Source organism: Maridesulfovibrio sp. (assembly GCF_963666665.1).
Lineage (GTDB): Bacteria > Desulfobacterota > Desulfovibrionia > Desulfovibrionales > Desulfovibrionaceae > Maridesulfovibrio.
This window is the reverse complement of record NZ_OY762999.1, coordinates 2,158,993-2,181,498: the sequence shown is the minus strand read 5'-3', so window position 1 is coordinate 2,181,498 and position 22,506 is coordinate 2,158,993. Positions and strand designations below refer to the sequence as shown.

19 protein-coding genes are annotated in these 22,506 nt (G+C 47.5%); 7 read left to right on the top strand and 12 right to left on the bottom strand.

Annotation, left to right across the window (positions count from 1 at the left end; genetic code table 11):
- Position 1: 1 nt before the first annotated feature.
- From ACKU40_RS10080 to ACKU40_RS10065, 4 genes are read right to left on the bottom strand one after another with little or no spacing between them, the layout of a single operon-like run.
- Positions 2–538: a hypothetical protein gene (locus tag ACKU40_RS10080; protein WP_320172676.1), complete on the bottom strand. Its 537-nt coding sequence runs from the start codon at positions 536–538 to the stop codon at positions 2–4.
- Complete coding sequence (locus ACKU40_RS10075) at positions 531–677, bottom strand: hypothetical protein (RefSeq protein WP_320172675.1); 147 nt, start codon at positions 675–677, stop codon at positions 531–533. The genes ACKU40_RS10080 and ACKU40_RS10075 overlap by 8 nt, the downstream gene beginning before the upstream one ends.
- A gap of 31 nt (positions 678–708) precedes the next feature.
- A complete protein-coding gene (locus ACKU40_RS10070) occupies positions 709–1,884 on the bottom strand; it encodes an SO_0444 family Cu/Zn efflux transporter (protein ID WP_320172674.1) in 1,176 nt (391 codons plus the stop codon).
- Positions 1,885–2,271 (bottom strand): metalloregulator ArsR/SmtB family transcription factor, encoded by a 387-nt coding sequence (locus ACKU40_RS10065; protein ID WP_320172673.1) that lies wholly within the window; start codon positions 2,269–2,271, stop codon positions 1,885–1,887.
- Positions 2,272–2,547: 276 nt separating this feature from the next.
- On the opposite strand from ACKU40_RS10065, the gene ACKU40_RS10060 reads away from it, so the two are divergent.
- Positions 2,548–2,799, top strand: coding sequence for an Hpt domain-containing protein (locus ACKU40_RS10060; protein WP_407944335.1), 252 nt, complete (start codon positions 2,548–2,550; stop codon positions 2,797–2,799).
- Here ACKU40_RS10060 and ACKU40_RS10055 read toward each other — a convergent pair.
- The 5 genes from ACKU40_RS10055 to ACKU40_RS10035 form a co-directional block, all read right to left on the bottom strand.
- On the bottom strand, positions 2,699–3,436 hold the full coding sequence (locus ACKU40_RS10055; protein WP_320172672.1) for a putative molybdenum carrier protein: 738 nt from the start codon (positions 3,434–3,436) through the stop codon (positions 2,699–2,701). The genes ACKU40_RS10060 and ACKU40_RS10055 overlap by 101 nt on opposite strands.
- A 13-nt stretch (positions 3,437–3,449) precedes the next feature.
- Positions 3,450–5,942: an ATP-binding protein gene (locus ACKU40_RS10050; protein ID WP_320172671.1), complete on the bottom strand. Its 2,493-nt coding sequence runs from the start codon at positions 5,940–5,942 to the stop codon at positions 3,450–3,452.
- Positions 5,943–5,944: 2 nt separating this feature from the next.
- Complete coding sequence (locus ACKU40_RS10045) at positions 5,945–7,183, bottom strand: ABC transporter substrate-binding protein (RefSeq protein WP_320172670.1); 1,239 nt, start codon at positions 7,181–7,183, stop codon at positions 5,945–5,947.
- 62 nt (positions 7,184–7,245) lie between these two features.
- Entirely contained in the window at positions 7,246–9,012 is a 1,767-nt protein-coding gene (locus tag ACKU40_RS10040) for an HD domain-containing phosphohydrolase (protein WP_320172669.1), read from the bottom strand.
- Between the two features lie 10 nt (positions 9,013–9,022).
- On the bottom strand, positions 9,023–9,409 hold the full coding sequence (locus tag ACKU40_RS10035) for a response regulator (RefSeq protein ID WP_320172668.1): 387 nt from the start codon (positions 9,407–9,409) through the stop codon (positions 9,023–9,025).
- A gap of 248 nt (positions 9,410–9,657) precedes the next feature.
- Here ACKU40_RS10035 and ACKU40_RS10030 point away from each other — a divergent pair, with 248 nt between their 5' ends.
- From ACKU40_RS10030 to ACKU40_RS10015, 4 genes are read left to right on the top strand one after another with little or no spacing between them, the layout of a single operon-like run.
- Positions 9,658–10,725, top strand: a complete 1,068-nt coding sequence (locus tag ACKU40_RS10030; protein WP_320172667.1) for a hypothetical protein — start codon at positions 9,658–9,660, stop codon at positions 10,723–10,725.
- A gap of 3 nt (positions 10,726–10,728) precedes the next feature.
- The gene (locus tag ACKU40_RS10025; protein ID WP_320172666.1) at positions 10,729–11,934 is read left to right on the top strand and encodes an ABC transporter substrate-binding protein; all 1,206 of its coding nucleotides are present in this window, start codon (positions 10,729–10,731) and stop codon (positions 11,932–11,934) included.
- Complete coding sequence (locus ACKU40_RS10020; RefSeq protein WP_320172665.1) at positions 11,931–13,961, top strand: ATP-binding protein; 2,031 nt, start codon at positions 11,931–11,933, stop codon at positions 13,959–13,961. The genes ACKU40_RS10025 and ACKU40_RS10020 overlap by 4 nt, the downstream gene beginning before the upstream one ends.
- Positions 13,962–13,999: 38 nt before the next feature.
- On the top strand, positions 14,000–14,713 hold the full coding sequence (locus ACKU40_RS10015) for a response regulator (RefSeq protein ID WP_320172664.1): 714 nt from the start codon (positions 14,000–14,002) through the stop codon (positions 14,711–14,713).
- A 97-nt stretch (positions 14,714–14,810) separates the two neighbouring features.
- Here the strand turns inward: ACKU40_RS10015 and mltG are convergent, their stop codons facing one another.
- The 3 genes from mltG to ACKU40_RS10000 are packed head-to-tail and all read right to left on the bottom strand — an operon-like array spanning position 14,811 to position 19,806.
- Positions 14,811–15,872: an endolytic transglycosylase MltG gene (gene mltG, locus ACKU40_RS10010; RefSeq protein ID WP_320176356.1), complete on the bottom strand. Its 1,062-nt coding sequence runs from the start codon at positions 15,870–15,872 to the stop codon at positions 14,811–14,813.
- Complete coding sequence (gene ruvX, locus ACKU40_RS10005; RefSeq protein WP_320176355.1) at positions 15,854–16,261, bottom strand: Holliday junction resolvase RuvX; 408 nt, start codon at positions 16,259–16,261, stop codon at positions 15,854–15,856. The genes mltG and ruvX overlap by 19 nt, the downstream gene beginning before the upstream one ends.
- A 2-nt stretch (positions 16,262–16,263) precedes the next feature.
- Entirely contained in the window at positions 16,264–19,806 is a 3,543-nt protein-coding gene (locus tag ACKU40_RS10000; protein ID WP_320176354.1) for an FAD-binding and (Fe-S)-binding domain-containing protein, read from the bottom strand.
- Positions 19,807–20,280: 474 nt separating this feature from the next.
- On the opposite strand from ACKU40_RS10000, the gene ACKU40_RS09995 reads away from it, so the two are divergent.
- Positions 20,281–21,420, top strand: coding sequence for an aminotransferase class V-fold PLP-dependent enzyme (locus ACKU40_RS09995; RefSeq protein ID WP_320176353.1), 1,140 nt, complete (start codon positions 20,281–20,283; stop codon positions 21,418–21,420).
- Between the two features lie 483 nt (positions 21,421–21,903).
- The gene (locus ACKU40_RS09990; RefSeq protein WP_320176352.1) at positions 21,904–22,497 is read left to right on the top strand and encodes a TetR/AcrR family transcriptional regulator; all 594 of its coding nucleotides are present in this window, start codon (positions 21,904–21,906) and stop codon (positions 22,495–22,497) included.
- Positions 22,498–22,506 lie beyond the last annotated feature (9 nt).

Here is a 22,506-nt window from a genome sequence, read left to right as displayed (position 1 = left end):
TCTAGAACTTACTCTTTATAAATTCAGTGATTGCCTGAATGGCTGACTTTTTGTGTTCGCTGACTTCTTCTTCAGTTTCCCACCATTGCAGGTCGCTGAATTCCAACGGCAGTCTCAAAGTGAGAAAAGGCAGGAAGAAGCGAACTACATTTTCCTTGGATGATCCCTTTACGGAGTCGAAGTGAAAAAAGACTTCACCGATGAACCACGCCCGGTCTTTCTGTGAAGCTGGCTCCGGGGGCTTGATATACATGAAATCCGGGTCTGTTTCGGATTTAAGCTCGCTGTCGTGGAAACGGGAGAACAGGTCTAGTACTTGTTTACGGATAAGTTTATCTCCGTAAACATCAACGATGAAGGTAAATTTAAGGAATCCTGCCTCCGGAGTCAGGTTGTGGCGCGATATTTTGAGCACCCCGTCCTTGCGTTTGGATTCGTCATCATCAAGGAAAAGGTCAAAGGCGCAAAATCCGATAAAGTTTTCCGCGCCGCGCAGCTCTTCAAGCTGAGCTTCAATTCCGGCAGTACTTTTATTCATTGCTGTCCATCTCTTTTTTGTCTTTTTCTTCACGGAGATGGGGCTGGCCCAGTCCGCTTCCGGTTCTTTTAACCATTTTAAATATGGCAAGAACGATGACCAGCATGACAATTATTGCTTCTACGCCTTCACCTGTCATAGTATACTCCTGTTCCCAGTGATGGGGTCAGTTAGTGTGAATGTCCGTGCAATGATTCACCTTTCACAAAAGCTGTTACCTTGGGAACGGTGATTAAGGCAAGTAGAATGAATGCGCTGATGGTGTAAAGAAGGTTGTGCCTGTGTTCCTCGCCGGATTGTACCCAGTCGGTAATGCTTAGTCCCATTGAGTAATAGAGCCAGTTGGCAAGCATACCCAGTGCAAGGGAGCAGACGATTATAGATCCGAGGTAGATGAATGCGGACCGCTTACCGAGAAGTTTTGCGACTACAGTAAATGAAGCTGCGTTGGTTGCCGGTCCTGCTAAAAGAAAGACCAGTGCCGCACCGGGGGAGAGTCCTTTGAGGGCTAACGCAGCGGCAATGGGTGTTGATGCGGTAGCGCATACATAGAGCGGTATGGCTGCGGCAAGCATTATGAGCAGGGGAAAGAAACCGTCGCCAAGATTGCGCTCAATGAAACCGTCGGGGATGAGAGCGCCGAATATACCAGCTAAAAGCACTCCGCCGAGGAACCAGAGGCCGATGTCCTGCAGCAGGTTTCCGAATGAGTATTTCATACCGTAAGCCATTTTGCCTGTGAAAGATTCAGGGCGCTCGTCGTCATGGGAGTGACCACAACCGCAACCGGAGTCAGAGCAGCTGTTATGCGTTTGATTGTGTGGTTCGTGGGAACCGCAACCGCAGCCGGATGTTTCTTTCGCTTCATCCATTTTGGGAAGGAGGATTGCATCCGGGATCAGCTTCGGTGCTTCCTTAGGATTTCCGTTTTTCTTCTCATTTCTGTCTACCATGATGCCTGCGCCCACAGCTGTGAAGAATGCTGCAAAGGGTCTGAAAATGGCCATTATAGGATCGAGTAGGGCATAGGTGACAGCAATAGAGTCAACCCCGGTTTCAGGAGTAGATATCAGGAATGAGGTTGTGGCACCCTTGCTGGCTCCCTGCTGTCGGAGCTGGGCGGCGGCAGGTATGACCCCGCAACTGCATAATGGGATAGGGACTCCGAGAATGGATGCCTTCAGCACATCGGAAGTTTTGCCGGAACCTAAGTTTTTGGAAATAAATTTCGGTCCTACAAAGGCTTTGAGAAGTCCGGCAATAAAGAATCCGAAAAGCATGAAAGGTGCCGATTCCAGCAATACCTCCCATGATTCTTGTGCAATTGATAATAATATATCGAGCATTTATTTGTCTCCCAGCGGAACACCGCAGCCGTGACCTTGCATATGTGCCAAAGCGGTCTGCATTATTATTTCCACATGTTTATCGTTAAGGCTGTATACTGCCCTGCGTCCGTGTTTTTCAAAACGGACCATACGCGCTGTTCTCAGAATTCTGAGCTGATGTGAAACAGCAGAGTGCGACATATCCAGAATTTCGGAGAGATCGCAGACACAAAGGTCGCTTATGGACAGGGCGTGCAGGATTTTAATCCTGACAGGTTCACCTAGAATTTTGAAAGTAGCAGCCAAATCATTCAAAGTTTCATTTGGGCAGCTGCGGCTGTTAACCAGCTCAATCGCTCCCGGTGTGGGATTGTGAGAGTTGCAGCAGTCTGAATTGTTGGTCATGAGTCTTTCCTATATGTTTATATATGAACAACTGTTCATATATTAAGAGCCTGAAGTACAAAGTCAAGGAAATTGATTCCTATTTATTTGGTATAGGAGTAAATTTATACCTTAAATGGAATATATAATTTAATTTTGGGAATGGTTGGATTAATATGTAAATCTGAGAATAGAAAATAAACGGCGAAAATAAATAAAATATTTTTAGGAGCGGGCTTGGAAGATTCATCATCCAGCAGAGTTTTTGTTGATTCCGATTTATTTGATCTGGTTCCTGTGCTGATAGAGTCTCTCTCTGCTGAGCTTAGAGAGATTGAAACAGGGTCGGATGAAAAAGACTATTCCTTTGTTCGTGAGAAAGTCCATTCATCAAAAGGGGCTGCCCTGACATTTGGTTTTGGAATTTATGCCGATGAGCTTGATAGGCTCAGACAGTTTGTGATTGCTCAGGACAATGACCGTATACGGCAAAGCATTGATAGGCTGAAGGCTTTTCTTGAAACAGCTGTTTTCGTTCCCGCCGTGTAGTCAGCACCTCGATTAGTAATTGCTGTGTTTTCCGGCTAATATCCGGAGAACCACTTTCGCGCGGTCCGGCAACATTCATTGTTTTTATTTTGTTTGCAGATATCCACGCGCGTACAGTGTCCGCAGCTTCAGGGCAGTCTAAATGGACAACAGCAACCGGTTTGCCGTGTTTTCGGGCCAGCCTGATGGTCAGTGCGGTTCCTTTGGATTCGTGGTTCCCGGGAAAGACGAGGGTCCCGTTTGAATCAAGCACATTTTTTTCCGTTCTTATCCAATATTGCCAGCCTGATGTCTCCTGCATGTTGTAGTACAAGGGGATAAGTCCGTCTTCGGCTTTGCGTCCTTTCGGGCACCAGCCCCGGTGGGGGATACCCAGCGCAATAGCCGCGTCCAGAGCCCCGCGGTCAACACCGGTCTGACCGCCGGAAATAATAGTCAGTCCTTCGTGCAGCAGGTCCGTGTTTTCGGAAAATGAGGAACTTGCAGCATCGGATGCTGATCCGCATATGGGGCAGAAGATTATTGCATTGTCAGGAAATAGGCCCGCTTGCCTGTTGAATGTGGCAAGCGGACCTGTATATGAGCATTTTGAGCAATTGGCGTATTTTTTGGTTCCGTATTCAGTTGGTATTTCCATAGAATGAGAAATATCAGCTATCAGGTAAAATAACAATCTGTACGTCAGGGGTTTGTGAGAGGCGATCCAGATCAAGGCTGGTACTAAGTTCAGCAGTGATAAAGATGGTTCCTTTAAATCCTGATGAAACGCGTGTCCACAGGTCTGCAGGGGGGCAGTAATTGATTTTGCCCGGACATATCACCAGCAGGTTCTCCGTGGGCGTTTCATTTTCTTTGCCCAGCACCATACAAGGGTCAGACATGATCAGGTCTTCCTGCAGTAATCCGTGAATGGTTTCGACCAGTCTTTTTTCATCAATGGGTTTGATGAGTGCTGCATCTCCTCCGGCTTGTTGCCCTTCCGCCAATGCGCTGATGACGATGACAGGAATATGCCGTGTAGACGGATCCTGACGCAGGGCAGCGATAGCCTGAGCCCCGTCCATTACCGGCATTTTAAGGTCCATGGTAATCAACTGGGGCATACGTTTTTTGGCTGTTTCTACAGCCTCCTGCCCGTTTGAAACCGTTATGATCCTGTATCCTTCCTCTTCCAGAACCTGTGAGAGGAATTCATTCAGTGCCGGATCGTCGTCGGCAACCATGATCAGCGGACTGTCCACGCTTCCGAGATGCCCCTCCCTGAGGGGTGTTTTTGTGATGTGGGCCGGAATCAGTGGTTCTTCATCAGGTGCACCAATGGCCAGAGTAAAATGGAACGAGCTTCCTTCGCCGAGTTTACTGTCCACCCAGATGCGCCCTTTGTGGTGGTCAACAATCTGTTTGCAGATGGGTAGTCCCAGTCCGGTTCCTTTGGGTTTACCGGTCAGGGTGTCTCCGGCCTGCTTGAAGCGTTCAAATATTTTTTTCTGGTCCTCAGGCGAAATACCGCTTCCTGTATCACTTACGCTGACCATTATTTCATCATCATGTGATCTTGCTGTACAGGTGATGGAACCGGAGGCAGTGAATTTAACGGCGTTTGATATGAGGTTGACTAGGACCTGCATGACCCTGTCACGGTCCCCATACATGGTCGGGGTGTTTTCTTCCACATCAACGACCATTTCAAGGTTTTGCGGCTTCCATAAAGGAGTGGTTGTCTGCACAGATGTTTCAATAACTTCAGCAATTTCGATGGGAACATTTTTCCAATCGATTTTGCCGGATTCCATTTTAGCGATGTCCAGAACATCATTGATCAAATCGGTAAGCCGTTGGCCTTCTGAAATAATAATCCCGATATTATCCTGTACCTGAGTGATAGCCCTTTCTGTTTTTTTGTCCGGGGCATTACAGACCGGAAAAACGGATTTTTCCAGCTTTTTCTTGATGATCTTTGCAAATCCCAGAATGGACGTCATGGGGGTGCGCAGCTCATGGGAGACTGTGGAAATGAAGTCTGTCTTCAAATTGTCGACTTCTTTTTCATAGGTGATGTCCCGGACAAGTATTACCGCACCAAGGCAGATATTGGGGGTGTCACCTTCATCCATCTTATGAATCGGGGTAGCCACCGCTTTAGCTGTTTTTCGTCCTGAAAGTTCTATTTCCGAGGAATAGACTTCATGTTCGCAGCCTTTTACTAGTTCGAAAAGAGCGGTCATCTCTTCAGGGAAATAGGTCTTGATGTCTTTACCCCGGAGTTCATTTTCCGTTACTCCGAATAGTTCCCCAAGAGCAGGGTTGGTCACTGATATCCTGCCGTTAATGTCCACAACCAGCAGCCCGTCCGCAAGGTTGTCCATAATGACTTCCATATAGGTCAGGGTGTCTTGCAGTTCACTGGTGGCATTGCCTACTGCCCGTTCAAGTCCTGAAATCAGGGTGGTCAGTTCTTCGGCCATGTTTTTCATGGTTCCGGCAAGCAGCCCGATTTCATCTTTTGATTTAATTTCAATTTCGGCAGTGAAGTCATGGGCAGAGAGTTTTTTTGCATACTCAGTCAACTGGTTGAGCGGTTCCGAGATGCGTTTGACCATCATGTATAAGATAAAAACGCTTCCCCAGAAGATGAAAAACATGACCACCTGCAATTTTGCAATGGCCGCCCAGACATATTTATTGATGATGCTCTTATCCATGCCGACATGAACATATCCGGCCATTCCGGCAAGGATTGGTTTTGTTATGTCTATTACTTCACCCCGGCCGGCAACCTTTAATTCACGGATAGATATCGTGTTGGGGTGGATGCTTGTTTTGCTCAGAATTTCTGGTACTTCGGGTACAAATGTGTGCGAAACAATATCTCCATTTGAATCCTGAACATAAACATATGCGGCTCCGTCACTATCCTTGAATTGATCAATCATGGATTGGATGGTGGAGGCATCCCTGTTAAGCAGGATTTCGACACTGGAACTGGCTATGCTGCTGGCAATGGCTTTGCCCTTGCTGACGTATTCATCAACCATATGATTGTGCAGGGTCAGGGCTGACACAAAAGACATGGAAGTGGAAATCACTCCGAAAAGGATGAAGTTCAGAAGCAGGGTTTTCTGGAATATTTTAGACATTCTCATTTTCATCTGCTCCACCTTTTCCAATCTTTAAGGGGTACGAATTTTCCGTCAGAAACGGTTGTGTAGTATACCTCGTCAAGTCCTTGATGTTTGCCGCGCCCAAAATTGACATCCGTACCTATTCCAATATCCAGATTACGGATGGATAGGGTTGCAGCATATATATTACCCGCATACTGGGGCATGGAAACCTTTTCCAGAATTCTGGCCATAACCTTGGCGTTCAAGAATCCTTCAAAACTGATAAAGCTGAATTGCAGCGGAGTGTAATCCTTACTGAAACATTCCGGAGGAGGTGGATTTTTAGCCATGGCTTCGCGGTATTCACGAACAGCAGGAAGACTGATGTCTTCGTAACTTGGAACAGTCTGGGAATTAATCAGGTCTTCGGTGTAATTTTTGCCTGTACTTTTGCTCAGCGTATCCAGCAGTTCCAGCATATTTTCACTGCCGACAAAGGAAAGGTTGCAGATAGGGACATTTATACCGGCATCCCTTGCATCGCGTATAAATGCCGCACAGGCCTCATAGGCTCCCACAGATATGATTGCATCGGGATTGCCCTTTTTAATTATTTCGACCTGTTCATGCATGGAGTCATGAAAAGAAGCACCGCGTCTGTATGTTGTTTCGGCAACGAGATCCAAGCCTTTTTCTTTAAGGGCTTTTCTGATTCCGTCCCATCCGCTTCTACCGTATGCATCCGCCTGATAAAAGACAGCGACCCGATGGCGTCCTATCATATAAAGGTTGTGGACCAACCCCCATGTTTCCTGCCTGTACGATGCTCGCAGGTTGAATACATATTCTTCGTAAGGAAATTCTCTTTGCGGCTGGGCCCCGGTGAAGGGAAAGAAAAGGTATTCCGGTTCTTGAGAATTGAAATGCTTGATGACCGGAAGCACGCGGGTCACTGTGGGGGTACCCACGTAGTTGAAAAGAGCGGTCACTTTATCCTTCTCAACCAGTTTGATCGTATTACGGATTGCAGGTTCCGGGTTATAGCCGTCATCCATGACTTTGATGACGACCTTGTGTCCGTTTATTCCGCCCTGTGCATTGATATGATTGAAGTAGGCCGTTGAACCCCGGTAAAGTTCGATTCCTAATCCTTTACTGGGGCCGGTAAACGCGGCGGACATTCCAAGCAGGAAGGAATTGTGTTTGTCTGCGGCAGCTGGGGAGCAGAGTAATAAGAACGTCAGCAGGATCAATACCAGCGTGGATAAGGCTTTGTGCATACCGGAAACCCCGGGGTTTTACAGCCGTACCCTCATGATAGAAATAGCTCGAAGGCCCGGCATTAGTTCATGTTGTTACGAGGTGTTTTGCAAAACCTCGTTGATACCGGACGGTCAAGATTGATTGATTCCGCTCCGGTTTCAATTTCAGAAATTTTAGTGATGAACAGGTCCACCAGATTTTGGTCCAGCTTTCCTTCAGCTGCTTCCAGAGAAAGAATTTTCAAGGCTCTTTCTTTGGGGGTAGCAGGTTTGTAGTGCCGTTCCTGAGTAACGGCATCATAAATGTCCACAACGGCGAGGATTCGGCTCTGGATGAGAATGTCCTCAGCGAAGAGTCCTTCCGGGTAGCCTGAACCATCCAGTCTTTCGTGGTGCTGACCTATGATGGTCAGTAGTTGTGACAGATCATCCTGAAAGGGAATGTGTTCAAGGATGCGTTTGCTTTCAGCCGGGTGGCGTTCAATTTCCATACGCTCTTCTTCTGTCAGGTTGCCGCGGCGTACGGTCAAACATTTTCGTTCATCTGGCTGGAGCATGTGAATCGTGGAACCGTTAACCTTGAATTTTACGGTGCTGATGCTGTCGACAAAGTCAAGGTCCTCTTGCGCGGGACTCAGGGACTGGTTGATTTGCTTGATGCGCTTATAATCATCTTCCCATTCATGCATGTGGTGAATTCCGAAGAGTTTCAAGCGCATGCCGATTACGTCTACCATGGATTTAGGCAGTCTCGTTTTCTTGGTCAGCACCTCTTCTTTGATACCGATTTTGCCGATATCGTGCAGGATTCCCGAATAGAAGATTTCCCGGAGGTGTTCATCTGAGAAATGAATGTGGGCGAATTTCGCGTTGTCCTGCGAAATCTGTCTGGCAAAAGAAACCGCCAGATGGGCTACGCGTTCGGAATGTCCTGCAGTGAAAGGATCCCGTGCATCGATTGCCTCGGCCAGAGCCTTGAGCAGTGCATCCATAAGAACCCGGATGGATTCAAAGTTATAAGCATTGCTGATGGAAATCCCGGCTACGGAGGAAAGTGTTGCCACATGCTTAAGGTGTGCGGCATGGAATGCATTCGGTGCGCATGAGGTCAATACCAGTACTCCCTCACAAACATTGGGAGAGGGGATGGGCATGATCAGCATGGAGCGGATATTGGCGGATATTTTTCCATGGCAACGAGTGTCTTTGCTGACATCGTTGATAATCTCGCCGCGCAGGCTGGAGATGATGTCTTTGAATAATGAGCATTCAACAAGTTTTTGGGATTCATCCACTGAGAAATTACCGAAGCTGTCAAAAATAGTGAAGCCGTCTTCTTCGGGCAGAAAAACAGCTCCCATTTCCGCAGGCAGGGCAGATGTCTTGCATTCAGTTGTCAGGGCGGTGATTACATCTTTCAATCGCAGGGAATTATTCAATTCTACAATTGAACGGTGCAGCAGGGCCAGTTCCCTGTATTTGGAAAGTGTCTCCTCGCCAATCAATCGCCTTGCAGTTTCAGATTCGATGTAGTTCGCAATGGAGAAGGCGGTGAATTCCAGAACTGATTTGATGTGTTGCAGTTCAGGTTCGGAAAGATTGTTTCGATGTTTGATGAAAGCTCCGAGACAGAGATTGTCTCCGGCTGGGTTTTTGACCGGACTGAGAATGGTTTCTTCAAAGGAATGGCGAACAGGTTCAGCGCAAAAAATAGGATTTCCGTCAATATAAACGCAGAGCACCGAACCCTCTGGAAGAAGCGGAAGTGCCTTTTGCAAGAACGATTTCAGCTTCTTGGGCTTGATGATTTTTTTAAGTCTGATTTCCGGATTCAGTCCTGCATTCATGGTGTTGCAATCAGTCCTCAATGTTCAGGATGGATTTTGCTACCTCTAAAATTTCGTCCGGGTCGAAAGGTTTGGTCATATAGCGTTCTGCACCGAGTTCAAGCCCGTGCTTACGGTCAGCTTCCTGACCTTTGGCTGTCAGCAGGATGATTTTAACGCCGGAAAGAGCCGGATCTTCTCGCACAGCCTGACACACTTCATAACCGTTCATGTACGGCATCATGATATCCAGAAAAACCAGTTCCGGGCATTCTTCACGGATACAGTCAAGACCTTCTTCCCCGTTTTCTGCCGTCAGAAGCTCAACACCGTAATCATCTTCCAGTTCTTCCAATGTCTGTTCAAGGAGCATCCTGATGTGGACTTCATCATCCACAACTAGAATTTTTCCGGCCATGAGTTCCCCCTATTTGTTGCCAAATTGTGATCATATTTACATATTGTATTCAAAGTCGGCAAGGGGTAGGTTCAGGAAAATAAAAATTAATTCGCTTATTGTTAATGTAGTGTATAATGTATGGAAAAGTTAGGGAATACTCACCTGATGCAGTAGTGACGTTTTACTGAAAATAATATATTCTAAAAGGTGCCAGTCTGCTCTTGTTCGGGGGGGATGTTAATTTTTTCAATAACAGAATTGGTCATATGATACAGTCTAAAGTTGATTCTAGGTTTCTGGGAACGATACAGGATACATTCCACGGTTTGCCGCCCATGCCGGGGCCGGTAAAGAATTTTTTTATGTTTCTTGCTGCAGGATTTTTACTCCTTTTGATCGGCTATTGGCTTAAGAAATACGGCGCCAAAAATTTTATTTTAGATTTATTGAAAAAGACTCCTTTTGGTGTTCATGTCGAAAATAGTGACGGTGAAGGTCGAAGCGTTGAAACGATAGGAAATGTAAGCCGTAGTGGAGAACCTTGGAAGGTCTCAAGCGATCGGGATATTCTTGATAAACTGGTCATGAGCCGGATGCAGGTTGATGTTCTCGTAGAGCGTTCAGGTCAGCGTTCCCTGGCTGCTGTCGCAAATGCGGCCAGTGTGGAAAATCTTGATGTGGTAGTTACGTTCAAGGATTTGGTGAGTGATGAACTTCTTGTTCCCGGGACTCAGGTTAAGTGCATATTTCCTGAAATGTTAAGGGATTCGAAGAAGGTGAATGCCTTTGTCGGGCTGATTAAAAGCAAGTCCGACACCAAGGGAATGGTTATAACTCGTCGATCTTCTTTTGGTTTTATTAAACGAAGGGTCTTCGCGCGACGCAAGGTTGCGGACCAGCGCTACATTAAAATCAAAATCTGGCGCCTTGAAGCAGAAGATTATGATGTAGATTTTATTTTGGATAATATTGAGTCTGATGTTCTAATTGATAACCGCAAATTTCAGACTCCTAACCCTTCTGTCCCGCAGGTTCTCGATATTTCAAAGGGCGGTATAGCTTTAACAGCCACTTTCAGGGAGGGGGGGAATGTTATTTCCCGCAACGATAAGGTTCTTTTGTGCATGTTGATTTACCAGCCGGCACGTAAGACTTTTCAGCCTCACTTGATTTATGCGGAGTCCCGGGCGGGCCGTTCCATGGGACGAGGAATGACGCGGCTCAGTTTTCAGTTCCTGCGCAGTTTGGCTATCCCTCCCCGCAAACGCAGCACCCTGTTTAAGGGCCAAGCAGTTATGGCCATGAGTCTGGCTCACCCTGAAAGAGAAAAGTAGTTTATGAAAAAGATATTGCTTCTGGTTCTGTTTTTGGTCCTTGGTGCCTGTGAACGTTCCGTTTCAGTTGAAGTGGAAGAAAGTGAGCATTCCGGAATTTATCCGGACAAGGTAGTTCTGGGTGCTTCTCTCGCTCTTGAGGGGCATGCCAGTTATCTGGGGACCCAGACCATACATGGTGCTCTTGCTTATCTGAAGCATATTAATGAGCAGGGTGGGATCCATGGCCGTAAAGTTGAAGTTGTTACTTATGATGATTCCTATGATCCACCAAAGTGTTTGATCAATACCCAGAAGCTGATCATAGATGATAAAATTTTTGCTTTGTTCTGTTATGTGGGAACCCCCACAACTGTTGAAGTCTTGCCGCTGGTAGAGGACGCCCGTATCCCCCTGCTGGGGATGTTTACCGGGGCGGATGCCCTGCGTAAGCCTTTCAACCGCTATGTAATCAACATTCGTCCTTCATACTATCAGGAAACCCGTGAAGCCGTGCGGCACATGGTGGAGGATCTCGGTATTACCAAGATAGCGGTATTCTACCAATATGATGCCTTCGGTTTTGACGGGCTTACCGGAACAGAGCTTGCCTTGAAGGATTTTGACCTTGAGCCGGTGGCTAGGGGATCATATACCCGAGGTTCCCTTGACGTCAGCGAAGGAGTTGAACGTATCAAGGATTCCGGAGCTCAGGCCGTATTTATGATAGGAACCAGCGGGCCGTGTATAAAGTTCATGAATCGTTTACATCAGGAAGGCCTCTCTCCGGCTTATTATACTGTGTCGTTCATGGGCGCACGTGAATTTGCACGTCGCCTGAAATCGGATAATGAACTTGTGATTATGTCTCAGGTGGTTCCCCCTTTTGCTGATGACCGGGATTTATCCAGTTCCGAGGCAGCCAGTTACATTGAGTTGCTCAAAAAATATTATCCCGATGATACGCCGAACCTTGTGGGGTTGGAGGGGTTCTTCAATGCCCGTATTCTTGTAGAGGGTTTGCAACGTAGCGGGCGTGATTTGGACCGTGAGGTTTTTATCAAGGCTATCGAGTCTATGAATAAATATGAAATTGCGCCGGGAATCACTGTTTCGTACGGAGAGCATGACCATCAGGGGATGGATAAAGTTTATTTTACCCGTTTTAAAAACGGCAGGTTCGAGCTGATAAGAAACTGGTCTGAATTAAAGCAGGGGGCATTGAAATGAAAATGATTTCAATGCAGGAATTAGTGGATCGTTTTTCCGGCCTAACCCTCAAGAATAAAATTTTTATCTCCACCCTCGGAGTTATCCTGATCATCAGCGCCATCATCGCGTTGTTGGCCCGCTGGATTCTTGTCTCGTCTTTGACCAAAGAGCTTGAATTGCGTGGAGTTGCAATTGCCTATTCAATTGCCGAGCGCGGGGCCGGATACATTCTGGATAAGGATTATCCCAAACTGCTCAGTCTTGCTTTTGAGGAAGCCAAGCTTCGCGAGCGTCAGCATCTGATCACCTACATCTATATTTTGGATAAGGACGGTAAGGTGCTTTGCCACACTTTTACCAAGCCTTTTCCCGGGAAACTGGCGCAAGCTAACCCCGTTCCCGAGGGAGCAGATAAGTCCCTGCGGCTTATTGATCTGGGAAAAACATCCGCTTACGACATTGCCGTACCCATCAAGGAAGGTTTGTACCGTATCGGAACAGTGCATGTGGGGCTGAACAAGATCCATATTGACCAGCTTGTCTCCACACTTCGGTTTACATTTCTGGGGTTTATTTCATTTGTTGTTGTAATCATATTTGTGATCAGTCACAGGCTGGCGAAATATATTACCCAACCGGTGAGTACTCTGACCCGTATTTCAGATGAGCTTTCCAAAGGTAATTTTGATATCAGTCTGGATTTGCTTGCGGGAGGAACGGATTGGAATCCTTCAGCATGTCCTGCCTACTACAATACGGATTTTCCCTGTTGGCATTTTGACCTGTCCACTAATGATGATAACCATGGCACTGATGGCCGGGCCAATCGTCAGCAATGCCGGGACTGTCATTTCTATTACAAGCGTGATGGTGATGAGGTGGTCCAGCTCGGGGACAGTTTCCGAAATATGGTTTGGTCCATCAAGCTTTACCGTCGTAAGCTGCGTGAATCAGAGGAAAAATACAAATCCCTTTTCGACAGTGGGCCTGACCCGGTTCTGGTCGTTTCCTGTAATGATTTTACAATTATTGATGCCAACCCGCGTGTTACCGAACTTTATGGCTATTCCCGCAATGAACTTATAGGTGAACAGTTTTTGAGACTGGGACCGGAGTCCAACAGAGAATGCATCAAAGCTTTTGAGGAATACGGCGGTCCTTCCGGCTGCATTTATTTCCCGAAGATCATTCATTACCGTAAGGGAGGAATCCCGGTTTACGTTAACATGCATGCCTGTCCCATCACTTATAAGAGTCAGCCATCCATTATCGTGGCGGTTAACGATATTACCGAGATTATTGAGAAGGATGCCCAGTTGGTGCAGGCTGCGAAAATGAAATCCCTCGGAGAGATGTCAGCCGGGGTTGCTCATGAGGTAAACCAGCCTCTTAATGCCATTAAAATGGGCAGTGAATATCTTGCCCTCATGGCAGAACAGGGGCGTGATGTTCCTGCTGCACAGTTGGAGGAAGTTGCCAAGGAGGTCAGCAATCAGGTGGACCGGGCTGCCGAGATCATCAGTGCCTTGCGGGCCTTCGGGCGTAAGTCCGGTTTTAAGACTGATAAAGTGGACATCAATGCTCCCATTCGCAGTGTTCTTGCCCTTGTTACCAAGCAGTTTGAATTGCAGAATATCTGTATTCGCTTGAATCTCATGGATGGATTGACCAAGATTGTCGCTGAGGATAACCGTTTGCAGCAGGTGCTGTTTAACTTGGTGAATAATGCCCGTGATGCTATTGCTGAGAAGAGGGAAAACCTTGGTCTGGACAGCGAAGACTACATCAATATAGACACTTATGAAGACGGAAAGTTGGTTTATGTGCGTGTTTCTGATACCGGAGCCGGTATTACCGAGGAAGTGCGCAACAAGATTTTCGAACCTTTTTTCAGTACCAAAGAGGTAGGATATGGCATGGGGTTGGGCCTTGCCATCACCTATGGCATAGTAAGAGACTACAAAGGCAGCATTGATATTGAAAGTGAACCCGGAAACGGAACTTCGTTCATAATCAGTTTTCCTGCTGCACCGAATGAAAATTAGTTTTTTGAGTTTAATATAAAGTTATCCAGGGGTTGGGCGTGAGTAAAATACTTGTAATTGATGATGAAAAAGCAACCTTGAATATGTTCAGGATGCTTTTGGCCGCTTATGGGCATGAGGTCCTTACTGCCGAAAACGGTGAGGAAGGAATCAGTGTTTTTGATGCCGAAAAGCCCGATCTGGTCATGACAGACATAAAAATGCCCGGCATGGACGGTTTGCAGGTTTTAGGAAAGATTAAATCAATTTCACCTGATTCTGAGGTCATCGTGATTACCGGGCATGGAGATATGGACCTTGCGATCAAGGCGCTCAACCTTGATGCCACGGATTTTCTCAACAAGCCGGTCAAACGCGAGGATCTTGAAAAGGCTCTTCAGCTGTCAGCCGACAGGATTGAATTCGCCCGCAGCAAGCAGAAGGATATAGTGTTGACCCTTGAAGATGATCTGGCGGTGATCAATGTAAGCGGCAACCTGACTTCCAAATCAGAAGGTCTGCTGCAGGATGTTTTTGACGAAGCACTTGCTACAGCCAAGGGAAGTTTCCTGCTCGTGTTTGAAGAGAAATCCTCTATCAACGGAGCGGCTATGGACTCCCTGTATAAGTTGGTGGAAAAGGCCCGTACTCGCGGCTGCGGGGTGCACATCGCAGGTCTTTCCGAGAATTTCCGGTCCGTACTAGATTCCATGGGCATCTCCCAGATGGCTTCTGTTTATGAGACGGAGCAGGAAGCGCGTGGAAGTTTGTAGGCAATATGCCTATAGCGCGGAAAATTGTTTTTAAACAAAAAAGCGGTCCTGAGTCATATTACTCAGGACCGCTTTTTTGTTTGAGATACGGCTTCCTCTAATTATAGGATCTGTATGTCTCTCTATTTCTACGCAATTGATATTTCTTAACCGCTGCGTTGTGTTCTTTCAGCGACTTACTGAAATAGTGCGATCCATCTCCCTTGGCTACGAAATAGAGGTAGGAATGCTTTTCCGGATTGATGGCTGCCTTGAGCGAGTCGAGGCCCGGTGAGCATATGGGGCCGGGGGGCAGTCCCCGGTGCTGGTATGAGTTGTAGGGATTGGACTTGTCTGTCAGATGTCTTTTGCGCAGGTTGCCGTCAAATGTTTCACCCAGGCCGTAGATGATGGTCGGGTCACATTGCAGCAGGTAGCCTTTTTCAAGGCGGTTTGCGAATACCCCGGCAATGGTGCGTCGTTCACTTACATCTCCGGTTTCCTTTTCCACTAAGGAAGCAAGAATCACGGTTTTGTGGACTTCAGCAGGTGAAGGAAGTTTTCCGTCCCACGCTTTGTCGGCGGCTTTGTGAAATTCTTTGAGCATGGTTTCTACCATGACTTTTCCGGTATCGTCCTTGGGTCTGGTCAGCAGATATGTTTCCGGAAAAAGATAGCCTTCAGCATTATTGGCCGGGATTTTATATTTGGCCAGCAGTTCCGGATCGGATACAGCCTGTTTGAATGCTGCATACTCGGTCAGACCGGATTCATCCGCTTTTGCAGCTGTGGCCCACCAGGTGAGCCCTTCACGTACGGAAAATTTGTGCAGGATACCTGAAGATGTGGTCAGGGTATCAAGCACCTGCGGAGCGGTCATGTTGGACCAGAGTCTGAATTCACCGGCACGGACCTTGGAAGCTTTGCCTTGGGCCTGTGCGTATTCGCGGAACTGTTTGACGTTGGTGATCAGGCCGGCCTCAGCCAGGTCGCTTGCTACGGTCCACAGTGGTTGACCATGTTCTACGGTGAAAAGAATCTCGCGTCCTTCAAGTTCCGGGGGAACATTGAGGAAAGTCCAGTTGCGGTACAGGAACCAGCCTGCCACAAGCATAAGTGCCATGCATCCGAAGGCAATGCTAGGCATTACATAGCGCAGGACTACGCTCGGGCGAGCCATGTTTCCAGAATTATTTTCGCTGCCTGGCTGTCCAGATTCTTCTTTCTTTTCCGGTCCCAAAGTCCGGCCTCCTTGAGTTCGTCTTCCGCTGCAATTGAGCTGAGTCTTTCGTCAACAAGATGTATAGGTAAGTCAACCCGCCTTTCCAGTGATGCCGCAAAGTTGCGGACCTGACGGGTAGTCAAAGTGTCTTCCCCGTCCAGAGATAAGGGAAGGCCGATGACGATGTCACCGACCTTCTCATTTTCTATAATTTCGAGCAACTCCGAGAACATGGCGTCACGGGTGGTGCGTTCCATGACCTTGAGCGGGAATGCAAACATCCGTTCCGGGTCAGTAATTGCCAGACCAACGCGTTTTGTTCCGAAGTCTATGCCTAATGCTTTCATATTTAAATTAATACCAATTCATCCTGACGGGTGGCTCTTTCAAGTTCTTTCTTGAAATCTTTGCGCCACTTAGGTCCGCCGATAAGTTCAGCCATGTACTCCACAGTGTGAAGTACGCGGTTCTGTTTTTTCAGGGTATCCATGTTGCGTTTGATACCGACTTTGCAGGACGGGCAGCCCACCAGTACCGGGGTCTCCTTGCCATGTCCCTGAAGATCTTTCTTGAGCTGTCCGCCTTTGCGGTCGCGCAGCTTGTTGTAGATTTCAGGGCTGGTGATGGAGCCGAGACCGGATTCGCCGCAGCAACCGGGAGAGAGTGTTACCTCAGCACCGAGCATGTCGGCAACTGCTTTCCGGTAAATTTCCGGGGCCTTGTTCTTTTTCACGTCAGTCCATTCAGTGTGGCAGGAGGCGTGATAGATAATGTCTCGAGCCGCATTGGCGGTGTTGAAATTGAGGTTGCCCGGATTCTGCAGCAGATACTGCACAGCATCACTGCGTTTGATCTCGTAGCCAAGCTCCTTGAATTCGTATGATTCAAGGGATTCGCGGCATGTTCCGCAGGCGGTGATCATGGTTGAAACTTTCATTCCAGCGATGGACGCCTTGGCGATGCGGTACTGGATGTCGCTGATGTTGCGGTGGCGGTTGGTGTTGTATGCTTCAACACAGCCACTTGCCAGCAACGGATAACCGCAGCAAAGGTGCTTGGCAGGCATGATCACGTTTACGCCTGATTTTAGCAGCAGGTACAGGGTTGCCATACCGATGTCTTTGGAGAACAGGGACGCGCCGCAGCCGGGGAAGTAGTAAACACTGTCCGGAGCAGGGGTGTTCTGCAGAAACATGGAACCCTTGTCGAGATTGATGGTCTCGGCCAGGTTTTTGAAATCCATTGCCGGGGTCTTGCTGTGCAGCATGGGGGATTCCATGCGCCTGCGCCAGTGACCGGGGATAATTCCGATAGCCTTGGCCTGTAATCCTGCGGACAGGGATAGGAATTTGGCAGCTTTTGGTAATCTGCTCTGCGGATCCTTAGCTACAAAACCGAGTACGGCATTTTTAATTGGATGGCCGCTGTTGCCTTTATATTCAAGGAACGAGCGGATTTGAAGTGCTGCTCCTGCGGAATCAATTTTGATCGGGCAGACAGAGGTGCATCGTCCGCAGGCTGTGCAGTGCTCCATTAGCTTTCTGAGTCTGGTCATGAGATCCGGTGAAGGTTCACCGCGCTGGACCTGCGAATAGTAGATGGCCTCAATGAGTGCACCCAGCGCGATGTTCTTGTTGCGCGGATGATACATGAGTCCTTCCTGCGGGAAGAACATGGGGCAGACCTGTTTGCATTTTCCGCAACGGGTACAGGTCTGGATGTTCTGGAGCAGCTCCATCAGGTGCTCTTTATCCTTGATGGCTGTCTTGTTCAGGTCGTTGATGAGCCTGTTGAACGAGAATGTGTATGCCGGAGAAGGAAGATTCCTGCGGGTCAGCTTGCCGGGGTTGAGAATATTCAGCGGGTCCACCTTAAGTTTGTACGCTTTGATGGCCTCGATTTTCTCCTCGGAAAGGTAGTCGATCTTGGTTATGCCGATTCCGTGTTCACCGGAAACCTCACCGTTAAGTTCGAGAACTTTCTTGAATACATCGTCGACCGCTTCATGGGCGCTGTGCAGCATGTCCGGGTCATTGGAGTTGACCGGAATGTTCACGTGGCAGTTGCCGTCTCCGGCATGCATATGGTTGGCGATGATGATGCGTTGTTCCTTGAGCTTGGCGAGAATCTTGTTGATCTTTGAGTCCAGCTTGGGGAATTCGTCGCGCAGTTCCTGAAAGAGGTAATAGACCTGACTTTCAAGTTCCTGATCACTCATATCCTTGCCGGTGATCTTTCCTTTGAGGATGTTGGTGGTTCTTTCAAGAGCCAGTTCAACTTTTGGTTCCTCAATGGGGAATCCATGCAGCTCCTTGATGGCAAGCAGGGAGCGGCGATAGATTTTGGCAAGGTAAATGAGGTTCAGGTCTTCAAGAAAGTCCGAAAAATCCGGGATAACTTCAAGAGGGATAACGATATCTTCGTTGACTTTGAAGCCGGATGTACGCTTTGCAATTGCGGAAAGTTTGTGGCGGTCTTCCCAGAAAAGCTCCGCTTCTTTTTCATCACGTGCTGCAAAGATGTCCACCCCGTCGTAGGGCTGGGCAATTGAAAGAATGGTATCCACCGCGCTCTGCAAGGCTGTTTCATCATCGGAATCCAGCTGCAAGATGAGCACGGAAATGGGATCACCTTCGTACTTTTCTGATTTTTTAACGTACTTGATGGCCTGTACGTATTTGGGGCCGAATTCTTCCAGTGCGGAGATTTTAACAAGGTCGCCTTCTTCGCGGATAGTGTCGCGCAGAGCTACAACGTCCTTGATAACCAGCATGGCGTTGCGCATGGAGCGGCCGAAGAATTCAAGGCAGAGCACGCGGGAGTTGCTCGGCTTGGGATAAAGTGCGAAGCAGCATTCTGTGATGATTCCGTCGACCCCTTCCTTCTGCACACCGGGCAGTCCGCCAAGATATTTATTTGTTACGTCCTTACCGAGTCCGGTGCTGCGGATCTCTTCGGCTGTGAGTTCGATAGTATCGATGAGGCGGTCTTTGGAATCAAAGATTTCAAAAGTGGCATCTTCATTTGCGAAAATCTTGTGACCGGGGTGGCCTTTGCGGCGTACTTCAATGAGTTCGCCTTTAGGCATGACCATTTTATAGCTGATGATGTTGTCGATGGTGCAGCCGTATTCAAAGGCAAAGGGGCCGCCGGAGTTCTCGGAAATGTTCCCGCCGAGGGATGATCCGGCTTTGGATGCCGGGTCTACTGTGAACAGAACTCCTTTCTTGTCCGCAGCATTGATGGCATCAAGGGTGATGACACCGGCCTGCGCACAAAGTGTCATGGAATCTGTGTCTACGCTGAGTATTTTCTTGAAGCGGGCAAGGGAAAGCACTGCCGTGCGGTCAAGGGCCGGAATAGCACCCCCTGTAGCCCCGGTTCCGCCGCCGCGGGGAATCAAGCCGAATTGCATTTCGTTTGCAAGGCGTACAATTGCCCGGACCTGTTCGGTATCTTCCGGAAACAGCACCGCGATGGGCAGTTCAATACGCAGGTCGGTTGCGTCCGTTGCGGATTGCACAACTGTGTGCGGCTCAAGGCCGATACAGTGTTCGGGCAGGATTTCTTTCATCTTTTCGACGAACCTGTCGCGGAATTCCATGTCCGCGTCCTGCTTGAGCCAGAAATTTTCTACTGCACGGGTCAAGCGTTGCGGGTACTCGCCTGAAAGTGTCGGGCGGGCAAGGGTCAGGGTGCGGGATACTGATTTGCGGACAAGTTCCGGATCAATGAATGGATTGTAGCGCACAAGGAATAGTTCAGCGGCGATGCTTTCCGCGAGGGTGCACACATCTTCGGGCCAGCCTTTAAATTCAAAGGGATCAAGACCGAGTACCCTTTGCAGCAGGGCTTCGGCGGGAATAGAAATATGAGGACCTAATTGAGGCATAATTGTCTTACCGTGAATTGTTGTTGTTTTTACAGAGGGCAGAACACCCGCCTGTGAAGGAAAAAAGGGAATATAGAGACCACTGTGGTTAAAATCAAGCAACTATTTTGCAAAATAGTGATTTTTATAAGCTCTAAAATTTAAGCTTAAACTATTAACTCTCTGAATTAATGCATAATAATTTAGGATACAGAGGATTAAGAAATGCAAGATAGATTTTGCTTGTCCGGCTAAAAACGTCTTTAGCGCTGATGAGCGGGAGACTTATAATCGTGTGCCGCACTTCGTTAGATATAATGGCGGCGCCGCCGATTGTAAAGGTCTGTATGCGGTTAATGCTTGACATAGAAGGTGGAAGTGAATGATTATTTCTGCCTCCATATTCCTTACATTTGATCGTTTCTTAAACTTCATTTCGAAATTCGTAATATAAATCTTAAAAATTAATAAATTTGAAAAAGAGAGGATCTAATAATGATCGGTGACGATTTTGCAGAGCTCAAACTTTTTATAACCGGCCCCATACTTTTGCGTGAAGAAGTGCGTAAAGCCGGGCTTCTTCCCGAATTCGGACACCGGGATGCAGAGAATCCCAAACGGTTCGAACCTATCATGCGCAATCTTAAAATCATTGCCGGAAATCCTGAAGGATACATCCCGGTTATCTTTAATGGATCAGGTACAAACGTTCTTGAAGCCTCAATCCGTTCGCTTGTTGCGGATTCCGAGAAGGTGCTCAATGTTTCCGTGGGCGCATTCGGTGATCTTTACCACCAGTTGGCTGTGGTCAACGGCAAGAATGCTGTTCAGCTTAAATTCCCTTATGGACAGGCTATCAGTCTGGAAAAATTGGAAGAAGCTCTCAAAGAACACAAACCGGATGTGGTTACTTTCACTCACAATGAAACCTCAACCGGGGTCATCAACGATGTTGTTGCGGTTTGCGAAATGATTCGCGCTCATGGTGCCGCTCCGATTATTGATGGAGTTTCCATTTTTGGCGGTGCTCCCTCTTTAATTAATGAATGCAGGCCGCTAATGTATTGCACTTCTACCCAGAAGTCTCTGGGACTGCCCGCTGGATTCGGTATCGGCTTTATCAGCGAGGAAGCATTGCAGAAGGCTGAGTCTGTCGCCAACCGGGGATACACCACTGACATTATCGCTCAGGTAGGTAAAGCCAAGATCAACCAGACCCTGACTACTCCCAACGGCACCCTCGCCAACCAGATGTGTGTGCAGTTGGACTATATAGTTAATGATGAAACAGTGGCAGGACGATTTAAGCGCCATGAAGATATGCGCGCTATTGCTCATAAATGGGCAGAGACAATGGACGGCTATGAACTTTTCGCACAGGAAGGGTATCGTTCTCCCAGTCTGACCACTTTTAAGACTCCTTCTCATATGAACATTGAGAAGCTCAAGGAAGTTAAGGAGCTCATGCGCGGGCATGGTTACCTTTTTGATCCGGGATACGGCAAGATTAACAAAGAGCTGGAAGAGCAGGGTGAATCCCCAATTTTCCGCGTAGGGCACATGGCAGATATTCAACCGGAAATGGTTGAGGAGTATCTTAAGGTGCTCGGTGGAGTGCTTAAGGGATTTAAGTAGTTAGGTTAAGTTAAGTTTGAAGTGAAAGCCCTGACCTGTGTGAGCGGATCAGGGCTTTTTTTTGTTTAATCATAAGGGTGCAGTAAGTAATTTTCAAGCGGTTCCCATTAATAATGGTTTACCATTTTAGTCTATTTGCCATATCAGCAAGAGTACATCCGGCCTCGCAAAAGCGGGGTCGGATTTTTTTGAGGCAAAACGGGTATTTTTTTATAGTGCGCACTCAGTTTTTCTTGAAAAATCACAAATAATTTGTCAATTAAAACCGAGTAGTAGCTCAGTTTTTGAGTGAAAAATGAGATATGTGAAAAAAATATCAAAGAAATTTACAGTGAAATAGAGTAAATAATTTAATATATATTAAATGTTTATGTTGTTATTTGTTCCATATTTGTGAAAAAAAGTACGGGTTGACACTGAACCGCGATTCAGAGTATTTTTTATTCGACTGAGTGCTCAGTCGGTTTTTTAAGAGGAGAAACAATGACCAAGATGTCCAAAAAGAAGGCGGCAATACTGGAGGCTGCCACCATCCTTTTCGCCAATAAGGGATTTGCAGACACTTCCATGCAGGAACTGTCCAAAATGACCGGAGCGGCGGAAGGTACCATTTTCTATCACTTCAAGAACAAGGAGCATCTCCTGTTGACGATCCTTGAGGCAACAAAGGCTCGCATACTGGAGGAATTCGAGGCTCATATGCAGCAGCATGCCCCGGGTACAGGCCTTGAAATGATGGAAGAGGTGGTTGCGTTTTACCTTCTTCTTGCTGGACGGATGGAATATCAGTTTCTGCTTTTACACCGACACTTTCTTTATCAGTTCGCCGAAAGCCGACCTGAATTCCGGGAAAACCTTGAAGCCATCTATAATTGCCTGGTCATCCTTTTTGAGCAGGCTATCCAAAAGGGGTTGGATGATGGCTCCATCGGAGACGTTAACCCGCGAAAGAGTGCACTTATCATATTCACGATGGTCGATGGTTTAGTGAGATTCAAGAATTTTAATCTCTATGATGCGGGTGCCCTGTACAACGAATTGATCAGGTCCGTCCGCAGGATGTTGAAACCTAACTAGGGGTGTTTA